This window comes from Chryseobacterium gleum (assembly GCF_900636535.1).
In the GTDB taxonomy this organism is placed as follows: domain Bacteria; phylum Bacteroidota; class Bacteroidia; order Flavobacteriales; family Weeksellaceae; genus Chryseobacterium; species Chryseobacterium gleum.
On sequence record NZ_LR134289.1, the window covers coordinates 3146512 to 3165952 of the forward strand.

At 37.4% G+C, this 19441-nt stretch carries 21 protein-coding genes; 11 read left to right on the forward strand and 10 right to left on the reverse strand.

The genetic code is table 11. The features are described from left to right. The first annotated feature begins 4 nt into the window (after window positions 1–4). The 10 genes from EL165_RS14290 to EL165_RS14335 all read left to right on the forward strand — a co-directional run bounded on the left by EL165_RS14290 (window position 5) and on the right by EL165_RS14335 (window position 7493). Complete coding sequence (locus EL165_RS14290) at window positions 5–544, forward strand: hypothetical protein (RefSeq protein WP_002983722.1); 540 nt, start codon at window positions 5–7, stop codon at window positions 542–544. A 72-nt stretch (window positions 545–616) separates the two neighbouring features. Next, complete coding sequence (locus EL165_RS14295; RefSeq protein WP_002983724.1) at window positions 617–874, forward strand: phosphopantetheine-binding protein; 258 nt, start codon at window positions 617–619, stop codon at window positions 872–874. Window positions 875–958: 84 nt separating this feature from the next. Continuing rightward, on the forward strand, window positions 959–2158 hold the full coding sequence (locus EL165_RS14300) for a beta-ketoacyl-[acyl-carrier-protein] synthase family protein (RefSeq protein WP_002983726.1): 1200 nt from the start codon (window positions 959–961) through the stop codon (window positions 2156–2158). Beyond that, window positions 2155–3216: a beta-ketoacyl synthase N-terminal-like domain-containing protein gene (locus tag EL165_RS14305; protein WP_002983728.1), complete on the forward strand. Its 1062-nt coding sequence runs from the start codon at window positions 2155–2157 to the stop codon at window positions 3214–3216. The genes EL165_RS14300 and EL165_RS14305 overlap by 4 nt, the downstream gene beginning before the upstream one ends. Before the next feature lie 189 nt (window positions 3217–3405). Further along, window positions 3406–4161 carry a polysaccharide deacetylase family protein gene (locus EL165_RS14310; protein WP_002983730.1) on the forward strand — a complete coding sequence of 252 codons (756 nt, stop codon included), beginning with the start codon at window positions 3406–3408 and terminating at the stop codon, window positions 4159–4161. Continuing rightward, the gene (lolA2, locus tag EL165_RS14315; RefSeq protein ID WP_002983732.1) at window positions 4154–4780 is read left to right on the forward strand and encodes a flexirubin biosynthesis/transport protein LolA2; all 627 of its coding nucleotides are present in this window, start codon (window positions 4154–4156) and stop codon (window positions 4778–4780) included. Before EL165_RS14310 ends, lolA2 begins: the two co-directional genes overlap by 8 nt. Continuing rightward, a complete protein-coding gene (lolB2, locus tag EL165_RS14320; RefSeq protein ID WP_002983734.1) occupies window positions 4746–5381 on the forward strand; it encodes a flexirubin biosynthesis protein LolB2 in 636 nt (211 codons plus the stop codon). Before lolA2 ends, lolB2 begins: the two co-directional genes overlap by 35 nt. An 81-nt stretch (window positions 5382–5462) precedes the next feature. Continuing rightward, window positions 5463–5843 carry an ApeI family dehydratase gene (locus EL165_RS14325; RefSeq protein ID WP_002983737.1) on the forward strand — a complete coding sequence of 127 codons (381 nt, stop codon included), beginning with the start codon at window positions 5463–5465 and terminating at the stop codon, window positions 5841–5843. Beyond that, complete coding sequence (locus EL165_RS14330) at window positions 5840–6316, forward strand: hypothetical protein (RefSeq protein WP_002983740.1); 477 nt, start codon at window positions 5840–5842, stop codon at window positions 6314–6316. Before EL165_RS14325 ends, EL165_RS14330 begins: the two co-directional genes overlap by 4 nt. Window positions 6317–6320: 4 nt before the next feature. Next, a complete protein-coding gene (locus EL165_RS14335; RefSeq protein WP_002983742.1) occupies window positions 6321–7493 on the forward strand; it encodes a DUF2062 domain-containing protein in 1173 nt (390 codons plus the stop codon). Window positions 7494–7544: 51 nt separating this feature from the next. Here EL165_RS14335 and EL165_RS14340 read toward each other — a convergent pair whose 3' ends face one another. The 9 genes from EL165_RS14340 to flxA all read right to left on the reverse strand — a co-directional run bounded on the left by EL165_RS14340 (window position 7545) and on the right by flxA (window position 17373). Beyond that, window positions 7545–8798, reverse strand: coding sequence for an alpha/beta hydrolase (locus EL165_RS14340; RefSeq protein ID WP_228370581.1), 1254 nt, complete (start codon window positions 8796–8798; stop codon window positions 7545–7547). 6 nt (window positions 8799–8804) lie between these two features. Continuing rightward, on the reverse strand, window positions 8805–9170 hold the full coding sequence (locus EL165_RS14345) for a hypothetical protein (protein WP_041462083.1): 366 nt from the start codon (window positions 9168–9170) through the stop codon (window positions 8805–8807). Further along, window positions 9167–10855, reverse strand: coding sequence for a C45 family autoproteolytic acyltransferase/hydrolase (locus EL165_RS14350; protein ID WP_002983747.1), 1689 nt, complete (start codon window positions 10853–10855; stop codon window positions 9167–9169). The genes EL165_RS14345 and EL165_RS14350 overlap by 4 nt, the downstream gene beginning before the upstream one ends. Before the next feature lie 2 nt (window positions 10856–10857). Next, a complete protein-coding gene (locus EL165_RS14355; RefSeq protein ID WP_002983748.1) occupies window positions 10858–12384 on the reverse strand; it encodes a phytoene desaturase family protein in 1527 nt (508 codons plus the stop codon). 173 nt (window positions 12385–12557) lie between these two features. Continuing rightward, entirely contained in the window at window positions 12558–13442 is an 885-nt protein-coding gene (locus EL165_RS14360; RefSeq protein WP_002983749.1) for a lysophospholipid acyltransferase family protein, read from the reverse strand. 114 nt (window positions 13443–13556) lie between these two features. After that, complete coding sequence (locus EL165_RS14365) at window positions 13557–13811, reverse strand: acyl carrier protein (protein ID WP_034692469.1); 255 nt, start codon at window positions 13809–13811, stop codon at window positions 13557–13559. 4 nt (window positions 13812–13815) lie between these two features. Continuing rightward, window positions 13816–15036 (reverse strand): beta-ketoacyl-[acyl-carrier-protein] synthase family protein, encoded by a 1221-nt coding sequence (locus tag EL165_RS14370; RefSeq protein WP_002983755.1) that lies wholly within the window; start codon window positions 15034–15036, stop codon window positions 13816–13818. 1 nt (window position 15037) lies between these two features. Continuing rightward, window positions 15038–15769, reverse strand: a complete 732-nt coding sequence (gene flxB, locus EL165_RS14375) for a flexirubin biosynthesis SDR family reductase FlxB (RefSeq protein ID WP_002983758.1) — start codon at window positions 15767–15769, stop codon at window positions 15038–15040. 83 nt (window positions 15770–15852) lie between these two features. Continuing rightward, the gene (flxA, locus tag EL165_RS14380) at window positions 15853–17373 is read right to left on the reverse strand and encodes a flexirubin biosynthesis tyrosine ammonia-lyase FlxA (protein ID WP_002983761.1); all 1521 of its coding nucleotides are present in this window, start codon (window positions 17371–17373) and stop codon (window positions 15853–15855) included. A 98-nt stretch (window positions 17374–17471) separates the two neighbouring features. Between flxA and EL165_RS14385 the strand changes: the two genes are divergently transcribed. Next, complete coding sequence (locus EL165_RS14385) at window positions 17472–18728, forward strand: NAD(P)/FAD-dependent oxidoreductase (RefSeq protein WP_002983762.1); 1257 nt, start codon at window positions 17472–17474, stop codon at window positions 18726–18728. Between the two features lie 32 nt (window positions 18729–18760). On the opposite strand, the gene EL165_RS14390 is transcribed toward EL165_RS14385, so the two are convergent. After that, window positions 18761–19369 (reverse strand): hypothetical protein, encoded by a 609-nt coding sequence (locus tag EL165_RS14390; protein WP_126358649.1) that lies wholly within the window; start codon window positions 19367–19369, stop codon window positions 18761–18763. Window positions 19370–19441 lie beyond the last annotated feature (72 nt).

Genomic DNA, 19441 nt, shown 5'->3' on the forward strand with positions numbered 1-19441 from the left:
CGTGATGAAGAAAATAAACACTTGTATCATAGAGCATTCAAAAATAACAGTTGGCGGAGATCTGGTTTTTGAAAGTCAAAGCGAAGCCTTCCAGGAATTTGCTAAAGAAGCCTATAAAAATTTAGAACTCAGCTATCCGAAATTTCATAAAATGGATCATCTGAGTAAACTGGCTTTTCTTTCTGCTGAAATGATCCTGAAGGATGAAGACCACAGCAGAACAGCTATTGTTTTTGCCAACAGATCTTCCAGTCTGGATACCGATTTCAAATACCAGGAAAGCATCAACGATTCTGACAATTACTATCCAAGTCCCGCTGTTTTTGTATATACTTTACCTAACATCTGTGTCGGGGAAATCAGTATTAAGCACAAAATGCAGACGGAAAATGCTTTTTTCGTTTTGGACGAATTTGACGAAAATTTTTTAAACGATTATTCTGAACAGATTCTCAGATCCGGAAAGGCTGACAAAGTATTGTGCGGCTGGGTAGAATTGTATCAGGAAAATTACAAAGCTTTTGTATATTTGCTAACCTTATAAAATATAACAATATAACAGTGTAATGATATAATGGTCTTAATGATACTGATACACTGGTAAATCAACTTAATTATGGAAAACTTAAAAACGGAATTGAAGCACAAAATTATCGAAGTTCTTAACCTTGAAGACGTATCTGTGGAAGAAATCAAAGATGCTGATCCATTATTCGGAGGAGGATTAGGACTGGATTCTATTGATGCTTTGGAACTGATCGTTCTTCTTGATAAAGATTACGGAATAAAATTAGCTGATCCTAAAAAAGGAAAGGAAATTTTCCAATCTATCGATACGATGGCTGCATTCATCGAGAACAACAGAACAAAATAAATTAATGTAACAATCTAATAGTGCATCAATGTAGCAATTATTGGTAAATTGTTAGATTGCTGCATTGTTATATGATGTAGTACCATGAGTCAAAAAATTGCCATAACGGGAATGGGTATCATTTCCTCCATCGGAAACAATGTGGATGAAAATTTTATTTCATTACAATCCGGAAAACATGGAATTTCAGATATCGAAATGTTTGAAACGCGCCACGCCGGACTTATTAAAACGGGTGAAATAAAATTATCCAATGAAGAGCTTGTACGGAAACTTCATCTTGATGAAAACAACAACGTCACAAGAACTTCTTTACTGGGTATGATTGCTGCTAAAGAAGCTATAGAAAGTGCAGGAATTTCGGATATCAATGGGTACAGAACCGGCCTGATTTCATCTACCAGTGTTGGCGGGATGGATATTACTGAAAAATACTTCTACTCTTATGAAGACTTCCCCGAAAAGCAAAAATATATTGACGCACACGATGCCGGAAATTCCTCATTGGCCATTGCTGATTATCTGGGATTGAGAGGCATGGTTTCTACCATCAGTACAGCCTGTTCATCAGCAGCCAATGCTATTATGATGGGCGCAAAACTGATTAAAAACGGTGTATTGGACCGCGTGATTGTCGGCGGAGCAGATTCTCTTTCAAAATTTACTTTGAATGGTTTCAATACCCTGATGATTCTTACAGATTCTTACAATACACCCTTTGACAACAACAGAAAAGGACTGAACCTTGGAGAAGCAGCAGCTTTCCTGGTGCTTGAGTCCGAAGAAGTGGTCAGAAAAGAAAATAAAAAAGTCATGGCTTATCTTTCAGGATATGGAAATGCCAATGATGCCCACCATCAGACTGCATCTTCAGAAAACGGACAAGGCGCATTTTTAGCCATGCAGCAGGCTTTGAAAATCTCCGGTTTGGAAAAAGAAAATATAGACTATATCAACGTTCACGGCACAGCAACTCCTAATAATGATTTATCAGAAGGCATTGCCATGATCAGAATCTTTGGAGAAAACCAGGTTCCTGAATTCAGTTCTACAAAAGCATTTACGGGACATACTTTAGCTGCTGCTGCAGGAATTGAAGCTGTATTTTCAATTTTAGCCCTGCAAAACAATGTTATCTTCCCTAACCTGAATTTTAAAACGAAAATGGAAGAGTTTGATCTTACTCCGGTAACCGAATTGAAAGAGAAGAGCATCAATCATGTGCTTTCCAATTCATTTGGATTCGGAGGAAACTGTTCAACACTAATTTTTTCAAAATCATGAGTGCAGTATACATCAACAGTGCATCCTGTATCTCCGTTCAGGACACTTTAAATGAAAATATCCTTCAGAACCTTCATCCTGAAAATTCTTCAAACATCCTTAAGGCTGTAGAACCCAATTACAAGGAGTTTATTCCGCCTGCCATGATCAGAAGAATGTCCAAAACAGTAAAAATGAGTTCTGTAGCCTCACATTATGCACTGAAAGAAGCCGGAATTGAACAGCCGCATGCCATTATTGTAGGAACCGGAATGGGCTGTTCGCAGGACTCTGAAAAGTTCCTGAAAAATGTGATTGATAATCATGAAGAGTTTCTTACCCCTACTTTTTTCATTCAGTCTACCCATAACACGGTAGCAGGACAGATTGCTCTGGGCTTACAGTGTCATGCTTACAACTTCACCTATGTGAATACTTCTTCTTCGCTGGAGTTCTCATTATTAGATGCCAGGCTTCAGATTAATGACGGAGAAGCAGAAAACATTCTTGTAGGCTCTACAGATGAGCAAACTGCCAGAACAATGGAGCTTTACTCTTTAAATAATACCATTAAAAAAGAAGCAGATCTTCCCGCTGATTATCTGCATTCCACTACCAACGGAGTGATCTGGGGCGAAGGTGCCAGCTTTTTTGTTATAGGTAAAGATAAAACTGAAAATTCTTATGCCCAGCTTAAGAATATCCATATCAGCAACAAAGTTGAATTGAATGAAGTACAGGATTTTATCAAGAATTTCTTAGCGAAAAACAGCCTATCAACTCATGATATTGATGCTGTTATTTTAGGGTTCAGTGGGGATGCAGATTCAGATACTTACTATACAAAAGTAATGGATCTTTTTCCGGATTCCGCCCAGTTGTATTATAAGCATCTGAGTGGAGAGTTCAATACAGCAAGTGGTTTTTCAATCTTTATAGCCTGTCATATCCTTAAAGAACAGCAGATTCCTGAAGTGATGATGATCAACGCAAAGAAAAAAGAAAACGTAAAGAATGTTCTTCTTTACAATCATCTGGCTGGTAATGACCACAGTCTGGTGTTATTGGAAAAGGCATAATTGACGAATTCGTTTAGAAAGGTAAACTAAACAGTCTATTTGTCATTCAGAGCACAGACAAAAGGTCTGCGAACAAGGTTCTGAAGTGAAGCGTGGAATCTAAATTAGAAATTAGTCTGGACTCCTTCGGAGTGACAATGGTATACAATAAATATTACGACTATAAAACTTGTAATAAAACAGTCAGCAATGAAACATTATCCCTTTATCCTGTTCTATCTTTTCTGTAACGTTTTTATTTATGCGTTCAATGGAAGTTTTTGGGTATATCTGTTTTGTTTTTTTGCTTTTTCTGCTGTAGTAGTCTGGGGTTCTTTTGATATTGAGCTGGGATATTTTGTCAAGAGTATCACTCATAAACGCACCAGAATTAAAGAAGTTGCCCTTACTTTTGATGACGGGCCTACAGAATTTACCCCTAAATTTTTAGACCTGCTTAAAAAACATCAGGTAAAAGCCACCTTCTTCTGTATCGGGAAGCAGATTGAAAAATACCCTGAGACATTTCAGAGAATTATCGCAGAAGGACATACCATTGGGAATCATACATTATCACATTCCAATTCCACAGGCTTTTTATCCACATCAAAAATGATTGAGGAAATTGAAAAATGTGATGAAGTAATGAAAAATGCCGGAAATATCAGCACAGATCTTTACAGGCCACCGTTCGGAGTGACAAACCCCAATATTGCTAAAGCGATCAGGAGAACCCATAAAGTAAGCATCGGATGGAATGTACGTTCTCTGGACACCATCATTGACGATGAAAAGAAAATCTACAACAGAGTAACCAAGGGCCTGAAAAAAGGCAGCATTATCCTCCTTCATGACACTTCAGAAAAGACCTTTCGCGTGCTGGCTAATTTATTAGTATTTTTGGAGAACAAAAAATATTCAACTTTTACTGTTGATACAGTTTTAAATTCAGATAGAAATGATTAAAAATATTGCTTTCGGAGCATTCTTACTGGTTTCAGGATTCTTTTTTGCCCAGAATACGGCAATGTCAGGAGCTGAAGCTAAAGCATTTGTGTCGAAGGTTTCTTCAGACACCAAAGAGATTAAAACGTTACAGAGTGATTTTACCCAGACCAAAAAAATGGATTTTCTGGATAAAAGTATTGTGACCTACGGCCGAATTTCGCTGCAGACACCCAATATGCTGAGCTGGAAGTATACAAAACCTTATCAGTACAGTATTATTTTTAAAAGCAATAAGATCTATATCAATGATCAGGGGAAAAAGTCGTCTGTAGATGCGAAGAGCAAAACATTTGAAAAAATCAATAAACTTATTGTAGGAAGTTCCAACGGAACGATGTTCAATGATCCTGAGTTTACCGTAACGTATTTTAAAAATGGGAATTACAATGTGGCGAAGTTTGTTCCTAAAACAGCCCAATTGCTGAAATACATCAAACAGATCGAGCTGTATTTCCCTAAAAGCCAGTCTACAGTTTCACAGGTGAATATGACTGAAGCTTCCGGAGATACCACGAATATTGTTTTCAAAAATACCAAGATCAATGCTTCCATTCCTGCGTCAGAGTTTTCTTTATAGCCTGATTCTGATCCTGGCTGTTTCCTGTAAAACCTATAAGTTAACAGCAGTAAAACCTGTTTCATCTTCTGAAAAGATGGTGGAAAACTTATATTTCTCTTCCGGTGAAGATTATGTGTACAAATGCCAGATGGACATTTATAAAAACCATGTGAGCGGTATTCTGATTATCAAAAAACTGAATGAAACAACACATCGCGTTGCCCTAACGTCAGACTTTGGGAATAAACTGATTGATTTTGAAGTTTCTGATCAGGATTTCAAACTGAATTATGTACTTCCCGATCTGGATAAAAAAATTGTCATTAATTTTCTGAAAAATGATTTCCAGCAGCTGCTGAAAAGACAATATCCGGTAAGCGAAAGTTTTGAGAATGAAAATGCTAAGATTTATCTTTCTAAAATTGATAATAAAATCTACTATTTATTCTTCAACAAAGAAAATAATTTGCTGAAACAGATTGTTTACACGAAAAACAATAATGAAAAAATCGATTTTACTTTTGATGCAAAAAAACCTATCTTCGCGGATAGCTTACAGCTGCAGCACAAAGACTTTAAAATCAATATAAAACTATTTCAAATAACTGAAACGGAATAATTTCCTACAGGAATACTGCTTTAAATAATTGCAGCTTCCCGGAAAGAAACTGATGATATATTTAATCTTAAAAATAAGATCATGCAAACCATTCTTACAGACTTTTATACTTTAACATCATACGAGAAGGCAGAGGACGGCAAGTTTACTGCTCATATTCATCTTAATAAAGACCATGATATTTTCAAAGGTCATTTCCCTGGAAATCCGGTGACTCCCGGTGTTTGTATGATGCAGATCATCAAAGAGCTTACGGAGGAATTTACCGGTTCAAAATTATTCCTAAAAACAGCATCAAATGTAAAATTCATGGCGATTATCAATCCTTTTGAAACTCCGGATTTACAGCTTCAGCTTGATATTAATGAAGACAATGAGGATGTTAAAGTAAAAAACACAACTTCCTTTGGCGAGACTATTGCATTGAAACTGTCTGTAAGCTATAAAAAAGTAACGTCATGAAACTAATCCTGTCATTTATAACGGCATTTGTTTTTTTCTTTCAGTCAGATCTTGAAACGCTGAGAAACAGCTATGCCAAAGCCAATGAATCCAATACCAATACGCAAAACTTTATTGATACTGCAGAAAAGCAGTCCGGATCCGACCCTGTAACTGTAGGATACAAGGCTGCAGCTAAGATCATGGAGGCGAAAATTGTCAAAAATAACAGAAAGGCTTTGGTAAAAACAGGTGCTACAAGCCTTGAAAATGTGATTAAAAATAATCCTAACAATGCAGAATTGCGCCTGATCAGGCTGAGTGTTCAGGAAAACATCCCTAAAATTGTGGGCTACCGAGGAAGTATGAAGGATGATAAGGCATTCCTGCTAAACAATTACAGCAAACAGAACACAGCATTAAAAGGCTATATCAAAAGGTTTGCAATGCAGTCTAAAACCATTACAGAGGCGGAAAGAGCCACTTTAAAATAAAAAAATGTCCCTTGCTGAAGTACAAAATGCAATTTCTGAAAAGAAAATATGCGTTTTAATACCTACCTACAATAATGAAAAAACCCTGAAGAGGGTAATTGACGGTGTTCTTAACTACACCGAAAGTATTATTGTGGTCAATGATGGCTCCACAGATTCTACACCACAAATTCTTGCTCAGTATCCTCAGATCACGGTAATCTCTTTACCGGAGAACAAAGGAAAAGGAAACGGGCTTAAAACAGGTTTCAGAGCAGCAAAGAAACTCGGGTTTGACTATGCCATCACGATTGATTCAGACGGGCAGCATTACCCGGATGACATTCCTGTATTTGTAGAAGCACTGCTGCAGGAAAAAGAAGATGTTCTCCTGATTGGAAACAGAAATATGTCTCAGGATGGCATTCCTAAAAAAAGCAGTTTCGGAAACCGTTTTTCCAATTTCTGGTTCTGGTTTGAAACCGGTATCAAGCTGGAAGACACACAGTCCGGTTACAGGCTTTATCCTTTGCATAAAATTCCAAAGAAATATTTTACCCCTAAGTTTGAATTTGAAATTGAAATCATTGTAAGAACTGCCTGGAGGCATGTTCCGGTAAAAAATGTTCCGATTAAGGTTTTGTATGATCCAGCAGAACGGGTTTCCCATTTCAGGCCTTTCAAGGATTTTACAAGGATCAGTATTCTGAATACAATTCTGGTAACGATTACTTTGTTTTATATTATTCCGAGAAACTTTGTGAATAACTTCAAAAAAAAAAGCTTTAAAAGATTCATCCAGGAAGATGTCTTAGAAAGTGACGGGAGCAACCGTACAAAAGCATTTTCCATAGCATTGGGAGTATTTATAGGACTTTCACCATTCTGGGGATTCCAGACCCTTCTTGTGATCAGTTTATCTGTACTTTTCAAGCTCAATAAAGTCCTCGCATTTGTAGCCTCCAATGTGAGCCTTCCTCCTTTTATTCCTTTTATCATTGCTGCCTCTCTTTTTCTGGGTGCTCCATTTGTGAGTGGGGACAGTGATATTTTAAGCCAGGATTTAAATTTTGAACTCATCAAAAACAATCTGTTGCAATACGTTATCGGTAGTTTTATCTTAAGCACTACTTTTTCTGCAATTGCAGGAATAGCCTCTTTTTTATTTTTGAATAAAGTAAGTCCGGAAAGCAATTAAAAAGCCTGAAACAAAATTCCAGGCTCATGAGGATCAATGATCTTATTTTATTTATTTCAATATAAAATCTGTCAGATCTTTCAAAAACTGCTCATCCACCTTGCCTTTTGTTTCATAATCTTTTGGTGAGGGTTTTCCGGAACCTGAAATAAACAGGTGGCTTAATGCCGGATAAAACTTAAAAACTGCTGCCTTATTATTCTTCAATGTTTCTTTCCAAAGATTGAAATCTTTCTCCGTTACCTGATAATCTCTTCCTCCCTGTACAAAAAGCATTGGAGCCTTGATCTTTTTCACTTCATTAAGCTGATTGTAATCTTTCAAATACTTCCAGTATGCTGCGGACTGACCTAAAGGTAGTTCTGATTTAGGTGAATTTAGATTAAATCGGGATGAGTTTAAAAATGCAACCTGCTTTTTTATTTCCTGAACAGCTTCTGCCGGAACATTCGCCGGGTCCAGAGAGTGAAGGTATTCGTACTGCTCAACTAACAGATCCTCCAAGGGTCTTGCATTCCCGGCCATAAAAACATATTTCGAAACCTTAGCTTTTTCAGCAATTTTGGGCATCATATACGCTCCCTGGCTGTGTCCAAGGATAATAATCTCATATCCTTTATACTCAGGATTATTTTTGAAATAAAGAGCAACATTTACCGCATCATTAATGGTTTCATCTTCTACCGTAGATTTCTCATTGAATGTTTCAGGGTAGGAATAGATCCTTTTATCATACCGGTAAGAAGCAATTCCGTGGCTGAAAAGATATTCTGCGATATCTTTAAAAGGTTTGTTTTCTCCAATTGTTTCATCTCTGTCATGGGCTCCCGAACCATGCACAAAAATCACCAGCCTCTTTTTATTATCGGAAGGGGGAACCAGAAGTGTCCCTTTAAGTTCAACAGCATCACTCTTTATCCTGAACTCTGTTTTCTCATCTCTTTTTTCAAATGTTTTATGAGGAACCAGGAAGAAACCAAGCAGTTTATTGTTCTCTCCAAAGGTAAGCTGAACATCCAGATTTGTCTTTTCAAATTCGGTGTAGAAATAATAAATATTTCCTTCGTTATTCACTTCAAGGATATTTTTCAGTGCACCAATCTGACCCTGAAGCTGTTCCGAAATAGCTTTGAGCTGTTCTACAGGAATCTGGCCCGCTACCGAAGGATCAAAATAAGAATGAGCCTTCTCTGCATTTTTGTCTGCCAGTAATGTTTTGATAAAAGTATTTCCGATCTCTTTCCTGTCCTGAGAAAATGATAACAGAAACCATACGGTAAAAAAAAGGGTTAAAAGTTTTTTCATAATCATTTATTTATAAACCACATCAGAAAATGATAGCGGCGTCATCATTATGGTAACAAATATCGCAATAATTACCAGAGCCAGCTGAGTGATATGATATGTTTTTTCTCTTTCATTTTCATTGATTTCAAAGGTAAATTTTATCTTATCTGGCCTTCTGATAATCAGCCAGATAAAAATAAGAACAGCCAGATTCATCAGCACCGGAAAGACAAGAAATATTTTACTTCCGTAGTTGTCTTTCATATTTCCATATCCGTGAATCGGAATAGTGGCAGGTATTGAACTGTAAACTGAGCATAAATACACTGAATAACAAATGATAATAACAAAAGGAATGCAGAACAGCAGTTTTATGTATTTGGGGATCATTTCAGCTTATTTAATGTTTTCTTCAGGTATTTTTCCACATTTTTTCTGTCCGGAACGGTTGTAATCTCTTTTGTAAGAGCTTTTTCAAACGCTGTTTTTGCCATTGAATATTCTTTTTTGTTAAAATAATATTTTCCGGATTGATAATAAACCAACCAAAAGTCAGGATTCATGGCCTGATAAGAAGGAATAACATCATCCGTCAGCAGCTTGTTTTTATCATCAGCAGCCTCATTGATTTCTTTGCCATACACTTTAGACAGCTCATAATTTTTGAATTCTTCAGAATCAGCGAAAGCATCTCTTTTAATATTGAGTTCTGTTTTAGACTTTAGACTTTGCGATAGTGATTTGCCCGAAAAAATTTCATTCAGGTCATAGCAGACAAATTCCCCCAACTGATAGGGATTGGAAGAAACCCAGACCAGTCTTTTCTGAGGCGAAAATATAACCGCATGATGTGCCAGAAGCTGATTGAGTGCTTTTTCATTACCATAACCAATTGGTTCATCTTTTAAACCCGATCTGTTCCTTAAAATGGAAGCCATTTTTTCCGGAGTGATTTTTTTCTCTTCCTGTAAAAGTTCCTGCAGTTTTTCATATCTGTATTTTGAATGGCTTTCTTCAATATGTTTCTGATTTCTTTTGTCATCTTTATAGGCTTCCGACTGAAAATGGTTGGTACAAAGAACCCTGCTGGTATTCTGCACTTTGTAAACTCCGAAATTTTTAGGTGAGACCTCAATGATTACGGCATTTTTGTCTGCAGCACTTCCCACAAGAATAGATTCTGAAACGAAAACTTTTCTTTTTTTAGCAATAGCAATCGCCTCATCTATATTTTTAGCATACTGAAGAATTTCTCTTGTAACAAGAGAGATAGGAGTCTTTGCCGTCAAAGGAATTTTTGATTTTCCGGCATTAATCGTTACTGTAATGCCTTCTTTATTCATCCCGGAAACCACACCGATCATTCCCGGCCAGCTTACCGACATGTAAGGAATCCCTTCTTCCGGCTGAACAAATTCTACCAGTTTATTTTTTGCAAAATCATCACCCACATAAAAATCGAAATTTCTTCCGATCAGAAGGTCTCCATCTTCTGTATTTTCATTCCAAACAGCAAGAGAGGTACAGCCTACCATCGCCAGATCCTGCATCGCATGCCCGATATCGTGAGCCCCGTGCAGGTAAAGGCTCCTTAGATATTTGGGTGCAATAAAATCATAATGATCAGATGAGTATTGTGATAAGCCGTATAATTCGGTCTGATAGTCTTCTCTTACATTGAGGTACATTTTTCTGTTGTACCATTTTAAAAAGCCTCTTAAGAGTCTTTGTTTAAATTTTGATGGAACGAACCCTTCCACTTTTGAGAAAAAGATTTCTTCCTGCTTCTGCATTAGATTCTGCGTCAGTGCGCCATTATTATATCCCAGCTGCAAAGGATTTCCTTTGATGTAAAGCTCCCAGAGCTGCTGTTTATTTTTGGTAAGGTAATTCTGATTGTAACTGAAAGTGCTGTCGTTGACTCTGTTTACTTCCGGAATCTTTAATGAGTATTGTTTTACGTCAGGAATATGATGAACAGACTTTGAAATTCCGCAGGATGTCAGTGAAAAACAAAGGATAAGATAAAGAAGAGTTCTTTTACAGAATGAATATATGGTATTAGTTTTTTTCACTTTTAGTTTTTATTAATCATTTGTGTCAGCCTCCTGTCTATTGTATCTTTTCCAAGAATCTCCGCACAGGTATTAAAAGCTCCTATGGTTACTCCTAAAATCCCGTGCATATTAACAGACTGTCCTGTCAGAAACAGATTGTCAATTTTCGTACGGGGAGAAACCATTGTTTTAAGCGGGTTCTCAGAACTTTTCATGTATCCGTACATATTGCCTTCAAAGTTTCCTATATAGTCCCTGTAAGATAACGGAGAAGAAGTGTATATTGTTTTAATAGCATGCCTTAAATTAGGAATTTTCTTTTCCAGCGCATCCAGCATTTTCTCGGTCTTTTCAAGCTTAAATTTTTCATAAGCTTCGCCTCTTTCATGTTCATCTGCCACGGTATTGAAAGTATTTTCCCATTCTTTCACCTCTTCAAAATCCATATAGGAAATAGCGGTGAGGCTTTCTGCAAACTCAGGGTGATGTTTTGAAGGCGTGGATGAGAGCATATAGGTTTCCGGCCATGATTCTTTTTGGTATTGGGATGCATTCCAAACCAGATCCTCTGATGAATAATGGTATCTGTTGTAATTAAAATTCGGAAGGCTGTGAGGCTTTAAAACCAGATAAACACTAAAGCAGGATGAAACCGGTTTCCAGCTTAAAACTCTGTTTAGAAAGGATTTCTTTAATCTTTCTTCGCCGATCAGCTTAATGGTGGAACGGATCTCAATATTGGAAATAAATTGTTTTGCCAGATATTCTTTTCCTGTCTTTGTTTGTACGGCTGTCAATGCGTTATTTTCATTAAAGACAAATTCAGAAACCTCAGAATGTTTATATACCTCTGCCCCATATTCGCGAAGTTTTCTGATCAGAAGCTTGGAAATCTGGCTTCCTCCTTTTACACATTTGTAAGCGCTCTGAATATAAGAGTTTACCGTTAAGGCATGCACATAAAAAGGAACATTTTCAGAATCTCCGGCATATAAAAAATTGGAACCCAGCAGCACCGACTGAAGTTTTTTGTTATGGGTAACAGATTCAATGAATCTTTTGGTATTGAGATGCAGGATTTCTTCGTTGTAATGGTCTTTCCCTACCACATGATATCTGGGAAACTGGCTGCAGACATATTGAATCTCTTCGCAATAGTTCTCAAGGTTTTCTTTTTCTTCGGGAAAGTATCTGGAAAGCTGTTCCACAAAATTCTGATAGCCCTGTGCGTGCGGATATTCTGTTTCATCATCCCCAAAACTGATCCTGTCATAGCCGTCTTCATCCATGGGATAGAGTTCAAGATCATCCATGATTTCCAGGTAGGAAAAGAATTGATTCAGATTTTGTCCTTTACTCAAACCTCCAAGATAATGGACTCCTGTATCAAAAATAAGCTTATCTCTTGAAAAGGTCTGCAGATTTCCACCGTATTGGTTATTTTTCTCAAGAACGCATACTTTCATACCTTCTTTCGCCAAAATAAGAGCCGAAACAAGACCTCCCAATCCGCTGCCGATTACAAGTATGTCATATTCTTTCTTCAAAAGAGAATGTGCTTTTAATGATTAAGAAACAGGGAATTTAAGACATTTAAAGCTTACTTTGTGCGGTAAGCAAAGAAAATTTATCCGGAAATATTATTTTAATCATCTTAATTCTCGGTACATCTTAATGGTTTTAGTTTTTCGTTAGTTTTTACGGGATAAAAATAGAAAAATTAATCAACATCATCCCAAAAATCAAAATAATTGAACCATTGAAGGGGATATTTTTTCACCATCATTTCAAGATTCTGAACATAAGATTGTAAAAGCCCCTGCGAATCACGGTTTTTGATATTCTGAGCCACTCTGGCGTAAAGATGGTAATGAAGATTATTCTCTTTCATCACATAAACATAGACAACAGGTACTCCTAATCTTGAGGCAATCAAAAATGGTCCGGCCGGAAATTTTGCGCTTTTCCCCAACAGTTCTGCTTCCAGGTATTTGGATCCTTCAAAATACCGGTCTCCGGTGAAGCAGATCAGTTCATTTTCTGATAAAGCCTTATTGATCTCAAAGATATGCGACATATCGTCTTTAACATAAATGAACTTAATATTACTCTTTTTTACAGCAACACTTTCCAGATATTCTTTAATCACCGTCACTTCCTGATCTGTGGTCACCAGATTGATCTGGCAATCGAAGTCGATATCCGCAAAGAAATGTTCTGCAATTTCAAAATTACCGATATGGGCGCTGATCAGCACCCCTCCTTTTTTAGCGGCTAAAAGGCTTCTGAGATTTTCAATACCGTCAAATTCATAGGTGTATTTTTCTCTGAGTCCGGCAGAAATAGCTGTTTTATCAATCAGAACTTTTCCGAAGGTAAAATAGCTTTTAAAGATGGAAGCTTTGGATTTCCAGTACCCGTAATTCAGTCTTTTCCGGAAGTAATAAAGAATATATTGGTTGCTTTTTTTCTGAAACAGTGAATAATAAGCTGCCACAAAATAAAGCACTCCGTATGAACTTCTGATTCCGATATTTCTAATACACCAGACGAATATCCTGTATCCGAGCACTGTTCCTTTAGATTTACCTTTCCACTTGTTCATAATCCAGTTTAATATAACAGAGAACCAATGTAATATACCTTGCTGTGTTCATTACTGAAGCACTGTGATAGTATTACATTGGCACATTTTATAGAATAAAGATTTACTCAATAACTAAGCGTTTTTTTCAGCAATCTTATGTTCAATCGTTGTATAGAAATCGTCAAATGTTACCATTTTCTTGAAATCTGCTTCTCCTAATTTCACCCCGAAATTGGATTCGATCACGACTACCATGTCGATATAATCCAGGCTATCCAGGCCCAGTGTATTTTTAAGGTTGGCATCATTACTGATTTCGTCTCCGTCTACCTCGAATTCGTTTACCAGAAAATCATTAACGATAGCAACAATTTTTTCCCTTTCCATGTTTTTAATCAAATTTTTTAACTATTAGTGCAGAATTGGTTCCCCCAAACCCAAAAGAATTCGACAAAAATACATCAATTTTTTGATTTTTTGTTTTTGTGACTAAATTTATCTTTTTAGCCTCATTATCAGGGTTTTCCAGATTGATATTCGGAGCAACAAAATCGTTCTGCATCATCAGAATTGAGTAGATAACTTCACTTGCGCCCGCCATCCAGCATTCATGTCCGGTCATAGATTTGGTAGAACTTACCGGAACTTCACTGCCGAAGATTTCATAAATTGCCTTTGCCTCGTTGGCATCACCAATGGGAGTAGAAGTTGCGTGAGCATTGATATAATCGATATCTGAAGCGTTTAATCCTGACTGCTTTAATGCTCTGTCCATAGCCAGCGCGGGGCCATCTACATTTGGTGTTGAGATATGGCCTCCGTTTGAAGAAAATCCATAGCCGATAATTTCAGCAATAATGGGTACTCCTCTTCTTTGGGCAGATTCCAAACTTTCCACAATCAGCGTGGCTGCACCTCCACTTGGAATCAACCCATCTCTTCCTGAATCGAAAGGTCTGGAAGCTTTTGCAGGCTCATCTTCTCTGACGGAGAATACGCCCAATCCGTCAAAACTTGCCATGGAATACTTGTTGGTTTCCTGGGCTCCTCCACAGATGATCATGTCCTGAAAACCATTTTTGATCATCATGTACGCCAGCCCCAATGAGTGTGAACCGCTTGCACATGCTGCACTGATGGTAAGATTGATCCCTTTCAGCTTAAAGATCGTGGAAAGGTTCATCGTAACCGTTGAGTTCATTGATTTAAAGATCGCTCCCGATCCCATCAATGTAGTATCTTTCTTTTCCCTTGCAATATCGATAGATTCTACAACTGCCTGGGAAACACTGTCATTACCGTATAAAATTCCCACTTCATGGGCATCCAGGAATTCTTCGTCCAGATTCGCCTGCTTCAAGGCATCAATGGTAGCCAGATAAGCATATTCGCTTTCTTCTCCCATGCTGACACGCTGACGTCTGTTCAGAAGATTCTTAAGATCCGGTTTTGGAACCACTCCAGTAAGACCTGATCTGAAACCAAATTCTTTTCTCTGCTGGTCTAAAACAATACCGGATTTTCCTTGATATAGGGATTCCCTGACCTCTTCTAAAGACGTCCCGATGCAGGAATAAATTCCCATCCCGGTAATTACAACCCTATTTTCCATGTTATGAATAAATTCCTCCGTTAATATTAATCACTTCTCCTGTAATATAGGATGATTTTTTAGATGCTAAAAATGCGACAAGGTCCGCCACTTCTTCTGCTTCTCCGAATCTGTTGGCAGGGATCATTGCTTTCAGTTCTTCTTCATTGAACTCCTGAGTCATATCTGTTCTGATAAAGCCCGGAGCTACCGCATTTACGGTAACATTTCTTTTTGCAACTTCCTGTGCAAGAGCTTTTGTAGCACCCACCAAAGCTCCTTTTGCTGCAGAGTAATTCGTCTGGCCCGCTGTTCCTTTTACTCCGGATACAGAAACCATATTGATGATTCTTCCGTACTTGTTGCGAAGCAGCTTTTGGATAAAGAAATTGGTCACATTGAAGAATCCGTCCAGACTGGTGTTGATCACATTATTCCAATCTTCTTTCTGCATCCACATAAAGAGGCCGTCTCTCGTGATTCCCGCATTATTGACGATCACTTCTACTACTGCATCAGGATTTCTTTCCTGCCATGCTGTTAAAACAGCATGCGTTTCTTCGGTATTTCCTACATCAAATTTAAGGATTTCTCCTGTAGCCCCAAGTTCTTCCACCTTAGTCAAAGTTTCTTTAGCTGCGGTTTCGTTTGAAGCGTAGTTAATAAGGATGTGATAGTTTTTCTCTTCAGCCAGTTTTATACAGATTGCCCTCCCGATTCCTCTGGAGCCTCCTGTTACAATTGCACATTTCATGCGTTAGTGTTTATATCGTTTTTAGTTTTTTTAAAAATTGATGCCGGATATCTATTTTAAAGACAATCCATAACAGCTAATGGTTACATTCCTTTCAGATATTTCTTGACTTCTTCCAGATACGGATACATCACCATATCGTCTGAGAAGGCAGGAATAATTTTTCTGATATCATCATACAGTTCTTTTGTAGATGATGAAACTTTATCCTGGAAAGCAAGATATTCAACAGCCTGAATGATTGTAATGGCTTCAATGGCCAATACTTCAAAAGCATTCTCAATGACTTTTCTGCAGATTACGGCAGCATTTGTACCCATACTAACGATATCCTGATTATCATTATTGTTCGGAATACTGTGAACGTACATAGAATTTGAAAGCATCTGGCTTTCTGCTGTGGTAGAAGTTGCTGTAAACTGCACCCCCTGCATCCCGAAATTGAAACCTAATTTACCTAAATTTACAAAAGGTGGCAAAATTTCATTGATCTTGGCATTCAGAAGATAGTTCAACTGCCTTTCTGCAAGCATTGTCAATTTGGTAACTACAATTTTAAGCTTATCCATTTCCAGAGAGATGTAATCTCCATGGAAGTTTCCTCCGTGATACACATGTTGGTCTTCAACATTGATAATCGGGTTATCATTCGCTGAATTGATCTCATTTTCAAGAACTTTTTCTGTATATTCCAGTGTGTCCAATACCGGACCTAAGATCTGAGGAACACATCTTAAAGAGTAATATTCCTGAACTTTTTCTTTAAATACTTTTTCCTGTTCTTCAAAATGGGTATACAGATGATCTTCTCTTTTTCTGATCAGCTTACTGTCCGCCAGATGGGCACGCATTTTTTCTGCTACTTTCTGCTGGCCGTAATGTCTTTTTGTTCCATTCAACGCTTCTGACAGGTGATCATCATAAGCCTGCACAATCTCATTGATTGCACAAGAAAGTCTAAGAGAAATATCTGTAAGCTGATTCGCTTTATAAGCATTTACAATACCGATTCCGGACATTACGGAAGTTCCGTTCATCAAAGCAAGACCTTCACGGATCTCTACTTTTATCGGCTCTAAGCCTTCTGTTTCAAAAACCTCTTTGGTTGATTTTCTTTCTCCTTTATAAAATACTTCTCCTTCTCCGATCAGTACCAAGGCCAGGTGAGCCAGCTGAACAAGGTCCCCGCTTGCTCCTACTCCTCCATGTTCAAATATCAGAGGAATAATATCTCTGTTGATCAGCTCCTGAAGAAGGTAAATTACAGACTGGTGTACTCCTGAATTTCCCAGTGACAAGGTATTCAGTCTCGCCAGCATACATGCTTTTACTTCTTCGGCAGGTAAAGGATTTCCGATACCTGAAGAATGGCTTCTGATCAGGTTATACTGAAGCTGGTGTGTATCTTCGTCACTGATTTTGAATTGAGCCATCGGGCCAAAACCAGTGTTCACACCATATATTACTTTATTTTTTGAAAACTCTTTTAAAAACTGAAAACTTTTATCCACTCTTGATAAAAGCGATTCATCCAGTTCTATTTTTTCATTCTCAATGATAATTTTTTGAAAGTCTTTCAGTTCTAAAAAGTTATTTATTTTCATCAATTAAAAGTAATAGTTGATAATTTTGTAAAATATTAATTATTTGTCACTAATTTTGCGGCAAAGATAAAAGTTATTATTAAAATAAAAAATCAAAGATGAGCAAAGAATTTGTTGACGTTCTTGTAATCGGAGCCGGACCTTCCGGATGCGTGTCTTCTTCGTACTTAAAGAAGAATAACGTCAACGTGAAAGTAGTCGAAAAAACAAAATTTCCCAGACTGGTAGTGGGAGAAAGCTTAATTCCGAGGGTTATGGACCACTTTGATGAGGCCGGACTTTTCCCTGCATTAGATAAAATGGGCTTTGAAAAAAAGCTTGGTGCACGTTTTCTTCGCGGCGACGAAATCTGCATTTTTGATTTCAGCAACAAATTCGGGGAAGGCTGGGACTGGACCTGGCAGGTTCCCAGAGCTGATTTCGACAATACACTTGCTCAGGAAGTCATTAATAAAGGAATTGATCTTGAATTCGAAACTGAAGTTATTGATATTAAGTTTGACGGAACAGATTCTGTGACTACAGTAAGAAGTAAAGATGGAGAAACGAAAGAGATCCACGCAAAGTTTGTTATCGATTCCAGCGGTTACGGAAGAGTATTACCTCGTCTTCTTGACCTTGAAAAGCCTTCAAAACTATCTCCCCACTCTGCTATTTTCTCGCATGTACATGATATTAACAGGGAACCTGGAGAGGAAGGAACTTTAATTTCTTTTGACATCATCGAAACAGAGGTATGGCTTTGGGTCATTCCTTTTTCTAACGGAAACACAAGTTTAGGAATTGTAGGCCCTACTGAATATATCGACAAATTATCTGAAAACGGAGATACCACTGAAGCTTTAAAAAAGGCAATCTCACTTTCTGACTATTATGTAAAACGTTTCGGGAATGTGGATTTCCTTTTTGAACCCAAACACCTGAAAGACTATTCTTGTTCGGTTAAAAGTTTATTCGGAGACGGATTTGCTTTAACGGGAAATGCTTCAGAATTCCTTGACCCTGTGTTTTCATCAGGCATGGCTTTTGCCACAGAATCAGGAATGCTGGCCGCCAAACTTGCCTTGAGACAGCTTAATGGAGAAAAAATTGACTGGCAGAAGGAATACACAGACTATATTTTATATGGAGTGGATGTTTTCACTACCTATGTAAAAGAGTGGTATACCGGAAATCTTCAGGAATTATTTTTCCACCAGCCGGAAAACCCTGATGTAAAGAAAAAGATATGTGCAGTTTTAGCGGGTTATGTCTGGAACAAAGATAATCCTTTCGTAAAGAAACATGATACAGTGATTAAAAATCTTGCGAACCTGATCAAACTGGAAAAACAGGAACAGCAAAATCAAGCATAAAAAAACGGTCTGAATTTTTCAGACCGTTTTTTTTATTTTAAAGATTTTTTGATTTCTCTTCCCAAATACCTTCCGACAGATTCATAAGCTGATGCTATTCTTCCATACTCCATTACAAATTCTTCATTTTGCACAAATTTATCAAACTTTTTAAGCTCTATTTCTGCTAAAACAGTAGAAGGATTATCGGTTTCCACCAGTTTTATTTTCCCGGTTATTTCGGCAGTCATTGCTGTAATTCCGGCATGCCAGCCAGGAAAAATCCAATTTGTCTCCACCAACAGGGTATATTTTGCGGCTGCGTCTTTTTTAAATGAAATATTTTTGTAAGTTTTATTCAATCCTTTTGCGAAATAATCCACATAATATTCCTTTTTATATTTTTCCCATTCTTCAATCCATTTTTTCCAGGCTTCTTCGCCTCTTTTGGGATTTTCAATAACTTGTTTTTTTCTGTTTTCGAGGTATTGAGCTTCTGTAATATTTTCTTTCATAAATAGTACATTCTCAAATTTCACCTCAACATTTACTTCGGTCTGATCTTTCAAAACACCCAGACTTCCGGCAACTATTTTCATTTTCTCCTGTCCGAAAGCTGTAGTCATGATAACTAAAAAGACCAGCAATAATAATTTTTTCATAGGGTATTAGCTTTTATTTTAAGAGCCCAAAGATATTATAAAAGAAAGTTTCTATTGACTCTTTATTTTAAA